This window comes from Psychrobacter sp. SC65A.3, assembly GCF_025642195.1.
In the GTDB taxonomy this organism is placed as follows: Bacteria; Pseudomonadota; Gammaproteobacteria; order Pseudomonadales; family Moraxellaceae; genus Psychrobacter; species Psychrobacter cryohalolentis.
Window position 1 is genome coordinate 1,201,975 of sequence record NZ_CP106752.1, and the last position, 15,096, is coordinate 1,217,070.

General features: G+C 43.3%; 12 protein-coding genes. 9 read left to right on the forward strand and 3 right to left on the reverse strand.

What is annotated here, in order from left to right; all coding sequences use genetic code 11:
- Positions 1–57: 57 nt before the first annotated feature.
- Positions 58–1,149 (reverse strand): redox-regulated ATPase YchF, encoded by a 1,092-nt coding sequence (gene ychF, locus OEG80_RS05220; RefSeq protein WP_011513855.1) that lies wholly within the window; start codon positions 1,147–1,149, stop codon positions 58–60.
- 489 nt (positions 1,150–1,638) lie between these two features.
- Here ychF and OEG80_RS05225 point away from each other — a divergent pair, with 489 nt between their 5' ends.
- Positions 1,639–2,184: an Rrf2 family transcriptional regulator gene (locus OEG80_RS05225; protein WP_011513854.1), complete on the forward strand. Its 546-nt coding sequence runs from the start codon at positions 1,639–1,641 to the stop codon at positions 2,182–2,184.
- A gap of 170 nt (positions 2,185–2,354) precedes the next feature.
- A complete protein-coding gene (locus tag OEG80_RS05230) occupies positions 2,355–2,504 on the forward strand; it encodes a hypothetical protein (RefSeq protein WP_263242161.1) in 150 nt (49 codons plus the stop codon).
- 28 nt (positions 2,505–2,532) lie between these two features.
- On the opposite strand, the gene OEG80_RS05235 is transcribed toward OEG80_RS05230, so the two are convergent.
- The gene (locus tag OEG80_RS05235; protein WP_263242164.1) at positions 2,533–3,279 is read right to left on the reverse strand and encodes a hypothetical protein; all 747 of its coding nucleotides are present in this window, start codon (positions 3,277–3,279) and stop codon (positions 2,533–2,535) included.
- 193 nt (positions 3,280–3,472) lie between these two features.
- A complete protein-coding gene (locus tag OEG80_RS05240) occupies positions 3,473–3,895 on the reverse strand; it encodes a tetratricopeptide repeat protein (RefSeq protein WP_263242166.1) in 423 nt (140 codons plus the stop codon).
- Between the two features lie 587 nt (positions 3,896–4,482).
- Here OEG80_RS05240 and OEG80_RS05245 point away from each other — a divergent pair.
- The 7 genes from OEG80_RS05245 (at position 4,483) to OEG80_RS05275 (ending at position 15,025) form a co-directional block, all read left to right on the forward strand.
- The gene (locus OEG80_RS05245) at positions 4,483–5,661 is read left to right on the forward strand and encodes an MFS transporter (RefSeq protein ID WP_149409673.1); all 1,179 of its coding nucleotides are present in this window, start codon (positions 4,483–4,485) and stop codon (positions 5,659–5,661) included.
- A gap of 252 nt (positions 5,662–5,913) precedes the next feature.
- Complete coding sequence (locus OEG80_RS05250) at positions 5,914–7,584, forward strand: fatty acid--CoA ligase (protein WP_011513850.1); 1,671 nt, start codon at positions 5,914–5,916, stop codon at positions 7,582–7,584.
- Between the two features lie 223 nt (positions 7,585–7,807).
- Complete coding sequence (locus OEG80_RS05255) at positions 7,808–9,853, forward strand: propionate--CoA ligase (protein WP_263242169.1); 2,046 nt, start codon at positions 7,808–7,810, stop codon at positions 9,851–9,853.
- A gap of 324 nt (positions 9,854–10,177) precedes the next feature.
- Entirely contained in the window at positions 10,178–11,662 is a 1,485-nt protein-coding gene (locus tag OEG80_RS05260) for a CoA-acylating methylmalonate-semialdehyde dehydrogenase (RefSeq protein WP_263242171.1), read from the forward strand.
- Positions 11,663–11,725: 63 nt separating this feature from the next.
- Complete coding sequence (locus OEG80_RS05265; RefSeq protein ID WP_263242174.1) at positions 11,726–12,886, forward strand: acyl-CoA dehydrogenase family protein; 1,161 nt, start codon at positions 11,726–11,728, stop codon at positions 12,884–12,886.
- Between the two features lie 45 nt (positions 12,887–12,931).
- Positions 12,932–13,714: an enoyl-CoA hydratase gene (locus OEG80_RS05270; RefSeq protein ID WP_149409504.1), complete on the forward strand. Its 783-nt coding sequence runs from the start codon at positions 12,932–12,934 to the stop codon at positions 13,712–13,714.
- A gap of 81 nt (positions 13,715–13,795) precedes the next feature.
- On the forward strand, positions 13,796–15,025 hold the full coding sequence (locus OEG80_RS05275) for an enoyl-CoA hydratase/isomerase family protein (RefSeq protein ID WP_263242175.1): 1,230 nt from the start codon (positions 13,796–13,798) through the stop codon (positions 15,023–15,025).
- Positions 15,026–15,096 lie beyond the last annotated feature (71 nt).

The window sequence follows — 15,096 nt, forward strand, 5'->3', positions numbered from 1 at the left end:
TTGGTTGTTCTATGCTAAGACTGTGTAAACATGCTGTCTGGTATTAAAGGTTAAGTATTAAACATTAAAACGGAAATGCATCACATCGCCATCTTGTACGATATAAGTCTTGCCTTCTAAGCGTGATTTACCGGCAGCAGCAGCACCTTTTTCGCCGTTATGTTCAATAAAGTCGTCATAAGCAATCACTTCAGCACGAATAAAGCCACGCTCAAAATCCGTATGAATCACGCCAGCTGCCTGAGGTGCGGTTGCGCCAACAGCGACTGTCCATGCACGTACTTCTTTTACACCGGCGGTAAAGTAAGTCTGCATATCAAGCAAATCATAACCACCGCGAATCACTTGGTCAAGACCGGCCTCGAGCATGTCCATTTCAGCCAAGAAGTCTTTTTTATCATCTTCATCAAGCTGGGCAATTTCAGATTCGATTTGGTTACACAATGCGATAACGATAGAATCTTCGCCAGTGGCATAGTTGCGTACGGCATCAAGATATGGATTATTCTCAAAGCCATCTTCGCTCACGTTAGCGATATACATGGTAGGCTTCAGAGTAATTAAACCATAACTTCTGATTAATTTTTTCTCATCAGCATCAAGATTGGCGGCGCGTGCGGCTTGACCTTCTGCTAATAACGGTTCAATTTTTTTGAAGATATCAAGCATAGCGCCAGCGTCTTTATCACCGCCTTTGGCTTTTTTAGTCAAGTTAAAGATCGCGCGCTCAACCGCTTCTAAATCGGCTAATGCCAATTCAGTATTGATGGTCTCGATGTCGTCGATAGGGCTAACGCGACCATCAACGTGTACGACGTTGTCATCATCAAAACAGCGTACCACGTGCGCAATCGCATCGGTCTCACGGATATTGGCTAAGAATTGGTTGCCCATGCCTTCGCCTTTTGACGCACCAGCGACCAAACCTGCGATATCAACAAATTCCATCGTCGTTGGTAGTACGCGCTCAGGGTTAACGATATCAGCCAGTTTCTTTAGACGTGGGTCAGGCACTGGAACGATACCCGTATTGGGATCTTTGGTACAAAATGGAAAGTTTTCAGCGGCGATACCCGCTTTGGTCAAGGCGTTAAACAGGGTGGATTTACCCACGTTTGGTAGACCGACGATGCCGCAATTAAAACCCATAACATGCTCTCAATATATTGATAAAATCAGTTGATATAAGACTTAGTAAAATAGTAAATCAAAATTGGGCGTATTGTAGCAAATTTAACCGAATATGGGTGAGGTTGTTATACTGGTTAATTGGAATTTCATCGAGCAGTATTAGCTGCCTTTTTGGTTCTCATTATTATGCTAAGCTACTGTAGTTGAAGCACTTCAAAATAGACATCGATAGGGTGCTTTTGTTGACAGAATAGCATTCATTAACTTCTATTTCTCTCTTTAGACATTTAGACTCCTGATAGTTTTTATATATGAATAGTCTAAGTCGATGAAAGCAGCAGATTTCTACTGTTTTCTTGAGAGCGGATAATAACTGATTCGATAATCTTGGGGCGTTATTCCACATTCAATCCATTTCTTTTTATAAAGCGGTTTTAAATCACTTTACTTATCTAGCCCAGCCCTTAGAATAAATGGATGACCCATTAAAAATAGGAGCACTTTAAGGTGCGATTGACCAATTACAGTGATTATGCACTGCGCTCATTAATATATTTGGCGACTAAGCCCGAGCCGACGCTATTGGCAAATATCAGTGATATTGCCAATAGTTATCATATATCTAAAAGTCATTTGACCAAGATTATCCAGCAGCTCGGACAGCTTGGTTATATCGATAGTGTGCGCGGTAAGAATGGCGGTATTCGCTTAGCGCACGCGCCAAAAGACATTAATTTGGGTGAATTGATTAAAAAGATAGAGCCGGATTTTGCTTTGGTTGAGTGCTTTTCTACAAACTCATTGGACAGCTCGATCGCTGATATTAATAGTGCTGTAATAAATGATGAAAAGAACGCTAGCGCCAACGATATGTCATTAAAACTGATTGATGAAACTGTAAGTCACATAGCTTCAGGCTGTATTATCAGTCCGGTCTGTCAGCTAAAACAGGTGCTTGCTGAAGCGTTGACAGCATTTATTGCCGTGCTTGAACGTTATACATTGGCAGACATTATCGAGAATAAGGATGAGCTTGCAGCGTTATTATCATAATTGTCATAACATATTTTCTCTATTTTGAAAGACAATTTAGATAAGACAGGATTTTGTGATCTACTTAGCATCATTGTGAAGTTACGATTAATATTATGCCATTCTAGTGAAAATTATTTAAATTAACTTCAAAATTGTTAAAGAGTCATATTATAAAATGCGTTTGCAAAATGAGCGCATCAGCTGTTATGGCAGTTATGTTATTAATAGGTTGCTCAAGTTTAGATACGGTTAGCAACGCCAATCAAGACAGTATCATACAAGTTGCCCCGACGTTGCAAACAGGGTTTCGCGCTAAAAAAGGCTACCCATTTTGGTAGCCTTTTTTATCGTTTATCCAATCAACCATTACGCGTTTTCAAGCTTAGGTCGTGCTTTTGCAATCGCTTTTAATAATGCTTTCTCAAACTCACCGTCTTTAAACTTTACTAAATAAGAATGTGCTGCGCAAAAGTTGCGTACATCGCGCCAGTCATCTGCCAAGTTGTTCGCCCAATCACAATACTCTTTGCCAGCATTTGGCTCATTTTTTAGTGCTTTTTTGGTAGTAGGATGTAGCAATAATTCAGGTAACACTGCTTCTAGCAATTTGGTTGGTGGACTCATAAAAGTATCATCGACGTGTAAGCTTTTGCTAGCAGGATGGAATGCCAGTAGCGAACCTGCATGAATCATCTCATTAGGTGCGATATAGTGAACCCCTTGTGACAATGAGAATTTAAGCTCAGGATAACGCTCAGCGACCGCATCACTTTCGACCAAATCGTCTGCCCATTGCACTTCAGGTACTTTTTTATGATGCCGACTACTGCCATAAAAAGTCGCTTGCGGAAAGTCTTTTGCCATTTGCGCGCAATGGACCGTATGAAAGGGGTGCAAATTAAGTACTGCTTCGACATCTTGTCCATTGTTAGTCAGTGCCATCACTTGCGCTCGCACGTCATCAGTCAAGGTGTAGCTGTCTAAAAAAACAAATCGTCCAGAGGCAAGCTTAACCAATGAGCATTGTGTACCTATATTCAGCACACCGCCTAAACGAAACGTACCACGAATGTTCCAAAATCCTGCACCCAAATCTATGATTTTATCGCTCATTAATACTCGTCCTTATGGTTTATTTTTTTAACTATTTTAGTGGTTATACGGTTGCTGATATATAAACGCTTATGCCTATGTATAGGTATACAAAGTTTGCCATAAAAAAGATAGCAGGATGTGTATCAATATACGAATGTAGAAATGTATTGATTTGATGTTGTGTTGGCACCGGATTGAAAGTTTGAGTTGTTTATTCTTCTAACAATTTGGTAAGTAATTCATCTATTTCCGCTTTAAACTCTTTATCTTCGATTTTATTGGCGGTAATTTTTGCGTTCTGCAGGCTGGTAATTGCAGTATCTTTTTGCCCCAATTCAACTTGGATAACTGCCATAGAAAACGCAATGGATGACAGATGGTCTTTTGAGTTGATGGCTTTGGCTTTTTCAAGTGCCTTATCATAAATGACCAACGCTTCATCTAACTCTGCAGTGAAGTCGGCTAGCGTTTCCCATTGCTCTGGATGGTCTTTATCGGTATTTTCATTATCGACACAAATCGCTTTTAACTCGCTATATAGCCAATTAAAGGCTTCTTGATGTCCTTTTCTATCGGCTTCTAGTAGCTTTTCAGCCAAGGTATAAACGGACTTGTATATTTTGGTGTTAATCATGACTTACATCCTTTTTAAAATTAAGCATAGCGTTTTAGGCAACATATGGCTGAAATTACGGACAACACTGTAGGTAAAATACGGAAAAATCGTTATTTTAACATCATTTGTGTTACTGCTGAACGCCATACATTGGAAGGGACTGTAAAATAGCACCCTACCTGCGCTGACTCAAGAGACGATTGAGTTTATCCACGGTTTATTATTGAGCGCTTTATAAGCCATTTTTATAGTTATAGGCTTCTATTTGCAGGCTACTGCCATCATGGTGTTGAATGCTATTTTGTAACATAGCGCAACCTGTGTTTGTTATGTGCTGTGATAAAATGCAACTTAACTTTTTGAGAGTTATTGGCTTTTAAATCCAGCTGCTTTAATGAATAAGACTTTAATAGACAATACTGTGATTAAAGTCTTATTCATTAAATTTTTTTGATGTTAAGTCATGATTTTTACAGTTATTAGATTAGATATTTTGTGTACTATTGCCGTATTTCTATCACCCACGCCCAATTAGCCTAAGCTAAATGAGCCTTTTTATAGTCAGTACTCTTTTGAATAATCATATAAATAATAACACGACAAAGATGCCCTTTGATTCGCCTTCATGGGTGCTGAAGTTAACTATCGGTCTGATTGGGATGTTCGCCTTTTTGCAGGTGTATTCTATTCAAGCGGTATTGCCAGTATTGATGGTAGATTTTTCAGCGACTGAAGTGCAGGCAGGGATGGTTGTTGGCGCAACAGTGATGGCGATTGCCATTATGTCACCGTTTTTAGGGATGCTATCTGATGCCGTCGGGCGCAAATCTTTTATCGTTGGGGCATTGTTGTTTTTAGCGATACCTACTGCTTTAATCGCCCAAAGTCCTAGTATTGGCTGGCTAGGTATGTGGCGCTTTATGCAAGGATTGTCTGTCCCAGGCATTACGGTTGTGACCATTGCCTATATCGGTGAGGAGTTCGAGGGGCGAGCTGTCACAGAGCTGATGTCATTCTATGTCTCAGGCTCGGTACTTGGCGGCTTTATGGGGCGGTTCTTACTGGGGCATTTACATGAATATATTGGCTGGCGTGCAGGCTATTATGTGATGGCAGCGATGACGCTTATCGGTGCACTATGGGTTGGCAAGATGTTGCCATCGTCGCGGCATTTTGTAGCCAATCCAAATTTTCGCTCAGCGATGCAGACGCTTGGTGAGCATTTGACCAATCGTTATGTGGTAACCGCATGTTTGCTCGGTGCTTGTGTGCTTTTTTCGCTCGTTGGTTGCTTTACCTTTATCAATCTACATCTTGCTGGCACGCCTTATGAGCTTAGCACTGGCGCGCTTGCCAATATTTTTGCGGTTTATTTAATCGGAGTGATTATCACGCCATTGTCGACGACATTGTTACGTCGATTTGGGGCAGCACGCACCGTTCGAGTGGCAGTGATTTTTTCGATGCTTGGTGCGTTATTAACGCTGGTCACGCCATTATGGGGCATTATTATTGGGCTTGCCATTATGTCGTCAGGCGTTTTTGTTACCCAAGCGGCAACCATTAGCTATATCGCCGTCAATGTCAAAAACGGACGTTCATTAGCCTCAGGTTTATATTACATGGCTTATTATGCGGGCGGCACGATGGGCGCATGGCTGTGCGGTATCGTTTATGCACGTGGACAATGGTCATTAACCGTTTGGCTATTATTATTTGTACAAGTATTGGCACTTTTGGTCGCAAGTTTTGGCATGATAAAAACAAAACCGCGTCCTGCTTAATGCCAGACAAGCTAACACCAGACAAACCAACATAAGAGATAAAATAAGCTATCACAAGCTAAGCAATCGAGAAACGATTATCTTAGAACAATGAGTATTGTGCCACTTATGTGTCATGCCTTTACATGAGGCTGGTTTTTTCTTACTATCAAGAGGTTATTGATAAAAACATCACTATGTAATCACGACTGATATCCAATCAATTGGTTTTTATCTGCACTCAAAAATACTATAAACAAGGACGTCAAACTTATGTCAAATATCTATCACAGTGCGCCATCCGCCTATGATTTTCCGCTATTGGTTAAGCAGTTATTAAACCGCGCCAAAACCGTATCACAAGATCAAGAAATCGTTTATGCGGATAAAAAACGTTTTACTTATAAAGACTTATTTAACCGTATCAATCGTTTGGCGAATGTTTTAGACGGCTTAAACCTTGATGCTGGTGATGTGGTTGCTGTGATGGATTGGGACAGTCATCGCTATCTTGAATCTTACTTTGCCGTACCGATGTCAGAGTATATTTTGCAGACGGTCAATATTCGTCTATCACCTGACAAAATCCTTTACACCATTAATCATGCTAAGCCAAAGGTGCTGCTACTCAACTCTGAATTTGCGCCGTTGGTCAAAGATTATCAGTTTGAAAACTCTAGCATTGAGCATATTATTTGGTTAGATGATAATGGCGTGACCTCTGAGGGCGTATTCGGGGGTAACCAGAACCGTGTCAAAGGTGAATATGAGGCGCTACTTGATGCTGCTGATGACCATTTTGATTTCCCAGATTTTGATGAAAACACCATTGCTACAACTTTTTATACCTCAGGTACGACAGGTGATCCGAAAGGCGTGTTCTTTAGCCATCGTCAGTTAGTACTGCATACTCTGACGGAAGCAGCGTCGATTGGTATGTTGCCAAATAAACAAGGCGTCAGCTATGGTGATGTCTATATGCCAATGACCCCGATGTTCCATGTCCATGCGTGGGGCTTTCCGTTTACAGCTACTATGACAGGTCTAAAGCAAGTATATCCTGGTCGTTATGCACCCGATTTGTTGATGGATTTGATTATCAATGAAAAGGTCAGCATCACCCACTGTGTACCGACGATTTTGCAAATGGTACTCAAAGAAGCGCAAGACCGCGGTGCCAGCTTTAATGGTCTAAAAATGATTATTGGTGGTTCACGATTGACAGAAGGCTTGGCAAAAGCGGCGATGGATCAGGGTATTGAAGTTTATACCGGTTATGGCATGTCGGAGACCGCACCTCTAATCAGTTTGACTGACTTTAGTCTTAATGAACCGCAGCTGAGTGAAGAAGAGGATATTGCTCGCCGCTGTATGACGGGTAAGCCTGTACTTATGGTTGATGCTCAAGTATGGGGAGAGAACAATCAGCCAGTTGGTACAGGTCAGGACAATACTGGCGAGCTGGTATTACGCGCACCGTGGTTGACCCAAAGCTATTTAAAAAATGATGACGCTGGCAAAGAGCTGTGGGAAAACGGCTACATGCATACGCAAGACATCGCTTATATACGACCTGATGGCTATATCAAAATCACCGATCGCTTAAAAGACGTGATTAAGTCAGGTGGCGAGTGGATATCTTCACTAGAGATTGAGACGATTCTATCGCTACATCCTTCGGTAGCGGATGTGTCTGTGATTGGGGTACGTGATAAGCAATGGGGCGAACGTCCATTAGCATTGGTAGTACTCAAACCAAATTGCCAAGATACCAAAGTTGATGACATCAAAGCGCTGGCAGAGCAGGCAGTGGCCCGTGGTATCATTCCAAAATACGGTATACCTAGTCAGTTTAAGTTTGTCGATGAACTACCAAAGACCTCTGTTGGTAAACACGATAAAAAAGTGATGCGTGAGATGTATGCCAATCAGAGCGAGGTATAGTTTTTTTAAACTAACTCAACTATTAAGCAGATAACAGGCTTAATAGTTGACCTTTATGATTGGCTCTGCTACATTTTAAACCGATACACACTAAATCGATACATAGTGTATCGGTTTTTTTTGATTTAGTAAGGATAGCTGGCCGGGATAGCCAGTCTTATATTATGATATTATCGGACAAATCATATCGCATTACCCATCATTTATGCTAAGGACAGCTATTATGAGCGCGCAAACCGCCACTGCAGTGACCAATCAAACGTCAGCCCCAACATTTCAAGCACTAAATACGACTCAAACCTTTGCTGAGATTTATCAGTCTTCTATTGAAAATAAAGAAGAGTTTTGGGCTGAGCAAGCCAAGCGTATTTATTGGCATAAAGAGCCTGAGCAAATCCTTGATGATAGTAATTTGCCATTTGCTAAATGGTATGTCGGCGGCGAGACCAATCTTTGCTATAACTGTGTCGATCGTCACCTTGAAGAACGTGCAGAGCAGGATGCTTTTATTTGGCTGTCATCAGAGATTAATCAAGAACTCGTAGAAACCTATCCTGCTGTAGTCGATGCTTTTAAAGACTTGGGTAATAATGTTGAGTTTTATACCGACTACACCAAGCGCCGCTTGACTTATAACGACCTTTATAAAGAAGTGAATTATTTTGCCGATGTATTAAAGCGTTACGGTATTGAGAAGGGCGATCGTGTCATCATTTATATGCCGATGATTTTAGAGGCCGCTTATGCAATGCTCGCCTGTGCGCGTATCGGTGCAGTGCATTCGGTGGTATTTGGTGGCTTTGCCGCCCATAATTTAGCCATTCGTATGGATGATGCTGAAGCAAAAATGGTCATCACAGTGGATGCAGGTTTGCGTGGTGGTAAAGTCGTCAACTATAAAAATCTTGTCAATCAAGGTATCGAGCAGGCAACCACTAAGCCTGAGCATGTAGTAGTGGTCAATCGTGGTATTTTGCCGTTTGACGTAAAAGAACTTGATGTGGATTATGCCACTGAACGCCGTATCAGCTGTGAAGCCAATGCTATCGTCGAGCCTGTATGGCTTGAGTCTAATACGCCATCGTATCTGCTTTATACCTCTGGTACGACGGGCACACCAAAAGGCGTGCAACGTGATACCGGTGGTCATGCAGTAGCACTGACCACATCGATGGACTATATCTACGACGGTAAGGCAGGCGAGACGTTTTGGGCGATATCTGATATCGGTTGGGCCGTTGGGCATTCTTATACCATCTATGCGCCATTGCTCGCTGGCATGACCAGTGTTATGTATGAAGGCTTACCGCATCTGCCAAACCCTGGTATCTGGTGGCGAATTGTGGAAGCCAACAAGGTCAATATTTTGTTTACCGCACCGACTGGTGTACGTATGCTGAAAAAGCAAGATGAGACATGGATGACGCGCTACGATGTCTCAAGCGTCAAATCGTTCTTTTTGGCAGGTGAGCCACTAGATGAGTCTACTGCCAGCTGGCTGACCAAGCATTTGGGTGTACCGATTTTAGACCATTATTGGCAGACAGAATCGGGTTGGCCTATTCTGAGTAATACTCCTAGGTTCGCTGATAAACCGCACAAACAAGGCTCACCTGGCTATCCTATGTATGGCTACGATGCGCAGGTCATCAATGAAGAAACTGGCGAGCCGTGTAAAGCGGGCGAAAAAGGTTTACTGGCGATTCGTGCGCCCTTACCACCGGGTTGTTTGACCACGGTTTGGGGTAATGATAAGCGCTTTATTGACAGCTACTTTAGCTTAGCGGATAGCAATCAATATTCGACATCGGACTATGCAGTCGTTGACGAAGATGGTTATTTTCATATCCTTGGTCGTACCGATGACGTCATTAATGTCGCTGGTCATAGACTGGGCACCCAAGAGATTGAAGAGGCGATCAGTATGCACGCAGAGGTCGCAGAGTGTGCGGTCGTGGGTATTCAAGATGAGCTAAAAGGCGAGCTGCCGATTGCTTTTTGTGTGCTAAAAAATCATGAACTGGTGGCAACGACTGAAAACCGCTTTCGCCTTGAGCAGCAAGTGATAGGCGCGGTCGTCAAATCTTTGGGCGGGATCGCAAGGCCTGCGGCGATCTATTTCCCGCAAGCATTGCCAAAGACGCGCTCTGGTAAGATATTGCGCCGTGCTATTCGGGCGTTAGCAGAGGATAAACCCACTGGTGATATGTCTACCCTTGATAATCCAACGGCTATTGATGCGGTCAAGCAATCTATGAAAGATTACTAGGCGCATTTTCAGGCATGTTTTAAAATTACCTTTATCTAAAAAAGCTCATGAATACTCATGGGCTTTTTTATTGTCGTTAATAGCTTATGGGTTATGGTAGATAAATCGGACATTAACGTTAACTTTACTAAAAGCAGCATAAAGAGCTTGACCCTAAAATTGTTTTATTGTTATAGTCAATAACGATACGAAATAAATCATTTTAAAATTATATGACAGAATGATAAATTTTAAGTTTTTAAATTTAGAGTTTTAAAACTCAAAGTCTTCAAAATTCTAAGCCGTCACCTAATGGCGGTCTTACAAACAAGATAAGGATATCTTATGCACCACGTCAAGCAGCTCATCAATGGTCAATTTGTTGATTCTAATACTAACGAATGGATTGATATTACCGATCCTGCCACTCAAGAAGTCATTGCCAAGGTACCGCAAACGACAGACGATGAAATCAATCAAGCAGTCGCTGCCGCTCAAACGGCTTTTCAAACGTGGCGCAAAACACCAATTACCAATCGTGCTCGTATCTTTTTAAAGTATCAAGCACTGATTCGCGACCATATGGATGAATTAGCAGAGATCTTGACTGCAGAGCAGGGTAAGACCATTGCTGATGCGCGCGGTGATGTGTTCCGTGGTTTAGAAGTGGTTGAGCATGCAGCAGGTATTGCAAACCTGCAGATTGGCGACTTCGTTGAAAACGTTGCCTCAGGTGTTGATACTTACAGTATTTGGCAGCCACTTGGTGTTTGTGCAGGCATTACGCCGTTCAACTTCCCGGCGATGATTCCACTGTGGATGTTTCCAATGGCGATTGCCACGGGTAATACTTTTATCTTAAAACCTTCTGAACAAGATCCGATGGTGACCATGCGTTTGGTTGAGCTTGCTATTGAAGCGGGCGTACCTGAAGGCGTGCTAAACGTCGTACATGGCGGCAAAGCCACTGTCGATGCCATTTGTGATCATCCCGATATCAAAGCAGTTTCTTTTGTAGGTTCGACCAACGTTGGTAAACACGTTTATGAGCGTGCCAGTCAATCAGGTAAACGTGCTCAGTGTATGATGGGCGCAAAAAACCATGGCGTTATCCTGCCAGATGCTAATAAAGAGCAAACGCTTAATCAGCTAGCAGGTGCCGCATTTGGTGCTGCCGGTCAGCGTTGTATGGCATTGTCTGTCGTTGTCCTTGTCGGTGCCGCTGGTGAGTGGATTGATGACATCAAGGCCAAAGCAGAAGGTTTAATCGTCTCAGCCGGTAAGCACGATAAAGATTTGGGTCCACTGATTTCTCCTGCAGCAAAAGCGCGTGTTGAGCATTTGATTGGTACTGGTGTAGAAGAGGGGGCCAGTCTATTGCTTGATGGTCGTGGTATTACGGTTGAAGGGTATGAGAAAGGCAACTTCGTTGGTCCAACTATCTTTGATAACGTCACAAGCGACATGCAAATTTACAAAGAAGAAATCTTTGGACCTGTACTGTGCATCATGCGTGCCAATAGCTTAGATGAGGCAATTGAGCTGCTCAATGCCAACCCGCATGGTAATGGTACCGCTATCTTTACTCAGTCAGGGGCTGCCGCGCATAAGTTCCAGCAAGATATCCAAGTCGGTCAAATCGGTATTAACTTGCCAATTCCTGTGCCACTACCGATGTTCTCGTTTTCAGGCTCACGTGCTAGTAAGCTTGGTGATCTGGGTCCTTATGGTAAGCAAGCGGTGCAATTTTATACCCAAACCAAGACCGTTACGGCGCGCTGGTTTGATGATGAAGCAAGTCGCGGTGTCAATACGACTATTTCAATTTAATGCTGAATCACCTATATTTGCATTGACGACTTAACACACCATATTCAGCATAAGGATAACCCCATGGATTTTTCATTAACCGATGATCAAATTGCCTTTCGCCAAACTGCCAGACAGTTTGCCCAAAAAGAGCTAAAGCCCAATGCTGCTGAATGGGATCGCACTTCGCATTTCCCAATTGATGTCATCAAAAAATCAGGCGAGCTTGGATTTTTAGGGTTATATACCAACCCTGAGTATGATGGCTTGGGCTTGCCGCGTTTAGATTCTGCCATGGTTTTTGAAGAGCTAGCATGGGGTGATACCGCGGTGGCTGCTTATATGAGCATTCATAATATGGCTGGCTGGATGATTGGTGAGTTTGGTAGCGATGTGTTGTGCAAGAAATATTTGCCCAACATGGTTAGTGGTGAATGGCTTGGCAGTTACTGTTTGACGGAACCTAATGCCGGTTCTGATGCCGCATCATTACGTACCAAAGCCGATAAGCAAGGCGAGTATTATGTTCTTAATGGCGAAAAAACTTTTATCTCAGGGGCAGGTTCCACCGATGTGTTAGTGGTTATGGCACGTACGGGCGCTGCAGGACCCAAAGGCATCTCAGCATTTGTGGTTGATGCCGATAGTGCTGGTATTGAATACGGCAAAAATGAGCATAAAATGGGCTGGAAAGCGCAGCCAACACGGACGATTAGCTTTAAAGATGTCAAAGTGCCAGTAGAGAATCTCATCGGCGAGGAAGGTCAAGGTTTCCGTATCGCCATGAAAGGGTTGGATGGTGGCCGGATTAATATCGGTATCTGTGCAGTAGGGACGGCGCAAGCGGCGCTTGAGACAGCGACCAACTATGTACAAGAGCGCAGTCAGTTTGGCAGCCCGATTGCCAGCTTACAGTCGGTACAGTTTAAGCTTGCTGATATGCTGACTCAAACTATCACGGCGCGGCAAATGCTCTATTTAGCGGCCAGTAAAGTCGATAATAAGGATGCGCAAGCCTCTACTTATTGCGCGATGGCAAAGCGTCTCTCCACGGATTTGTGTTTTGATGTCGCCAACGAAGCTCTGCAACTACACGGTGGTTACGGCTACCTCAATGAGTATCCGCTTGAGCGTCATGTGCGAGATTTGCGTGTGCATCAGATTTTGGAAGGTACCAATGAAATTATGCGCGTGATTGTTTCGCGTCAGCTATTACAAGATAATGCATTGAGCCAACTGCGTTAACCTATTTATATGAATAAAATGATTTTATGATAAGGATGTTTGATCATGACGGATTATACCAACTTAAAACTATCGATTGATGGTCATACTGCGACATTAACCCTAAACAACCCACCTGCTCATACGTGGACGATGGACAGTCTTAAGGCGCTTAAGCAATTGGTCACTGACCTCAATGCTAATGATGAGGTATATGCACTAATCGTTCATGGTGATGGTGAGAAATTCTTTTCAGCGGGCGCCGATCTAAATAATTTTGCAGATGGCGATAAAGGTCGCGCAATCAGTATGGCGATAGCCTTTGGTGAAGCGTTCGAAGCACTGTCAGCCTATCGCGGCGTTAGCATTGCAGTGATCAATGGCTATGCGATGGGCGGTGGTCTTGAGTGCGCACTCGCTTGTGATATCCGTATTGCAGAAGACCATGCTCAAATGGCATTACCTGAGACAGGCGTTGGCTTGTTGCCGTGTGCTGGTGGTACCCAAAATCTAACGGCTTTGGTAGGCGAAGGCTGGGCAAAGCGCATGATATTGTGCGGCGAGCGCGTCGATGCCGAGACTGCACTACGCATTGGCTTAGTCGAAGAAGTTGCTGCGAAAGGTGAAGGATTACAAACAGCTCAAGCACTGGCGCAAAAAGTTGCTAAACAATCACCCGTTGCAGTCAGTTATTCCAAAAAACTTATTCAAGCAGCAAGACACACACCACCTGCGCAAAACCTTATCCATGAACGTGAAGCCTTTGTTAAATTGTTTGATACTGAAGATCAGCGCGAAGGTGTGCAAGCATTTTTAGAGAAGCGTAAGCCTGTTTGGCAAAATAAATAAACGATACCTTAATTACTTTAACCAAAAGTTAGTTTAATCAAAATAATATTTTCTCACTTTTTCATTTTGTAGGTCACATTTATGACAGCAGCTATAGAAGGCATATCAGACGCGCCGGTATTATTCAGCACCGAGCCGACAGATTGTGGTCACCTTATTGGGATAATGACATTAAATATGCCCAAATCTCTTAATGCCTTGAGCGTTGAGATGTGTCAATTGTTATCGCAACAACTAGAGCAGTGGCAAGGTGATGAGCAAGTAGTGGCATTGCTATTAAAAGGCGCGGGCGATAAGGCGTTTTGTGCTGGCGGTGATATTCGTAGGTTATATGACAGTATGTCAGCAACAGCGCCTATGCCAAATCCTTATGCGACAGATTTTTTTGGTCATGAATATAGTCTTTATCGCCAAATGCATTTTTACCCTAAGCCATTAATTTTGTGGGGCGATGGCATCATTATGGGCGGCGGTATGGGGTTGATGGCAGGCTGTAGCCATCGCTTGGTCACTGAGCGTACCCGTTTTGCTATGCCTGAGATTACCATTGGTCTATTCCCTGATGCCTCTGGCAGTTGGTTTTTGCAACGCATGCCGGCCAAAACTGGTTTATTCTTAGGGCTGACAGGTGCAATGTGTAATGGTAGCGATGCATTATTGACCAACTTAGCAGAATATGGGGTTGGAAGTCAGGATTATGATGCCATCATGCAGCGCTTAACACAGAGCGACTGGCAGGTTGCAGCTAATAGTACGGATAAATGTGATAACAATAGTGCCTACAGTATCGTTAGCCGCGCACTGGCGGCGCAGCCTGTTGCTGAATTGCCTGCTAGTAAGCTTGCACAGCATTGGTGTGCTATTCAGCAACTAATGAACAGAGGCGGTTTGGGTGATATCGATGCGCTATTACAAAATGATGAGGCGCTCACACAGCTTGATACAGATTTTGCTGCCGACAGTTGGGCACAACGAGCCATTGCAACCTATCGACATGGCTGTCCAGTGACTGCGGCATTGACCTATGCGCTATATCATAAGGTGACGGATTTATCGCTAGAGCAAGTTTTGTACCTAGAGACCAATGTCGCTGTACATTGTGCGGCTAACCCTGATTTTAAGGAAGGCGTACGTGCGTTATTGATTGATAAAGATCGCACGCCAAACTGGTCTCGTACGTTAGCGGACTGCTTGAGCGCAGAGGGACAAGATTATATCCAGCAGCATTTTACCAATCCATATGCTAAAGGCGAGCATCCTTTAGACGATTGGCTTAGCGCTGCTGCATTGGGTAATGAAGCGGTTCGCTAACCAGATATTTAGCATCTGATTTAAGCCAACTTAACTGGATTAAGTGACTAGATTAAGTGAAATTTGAAAAA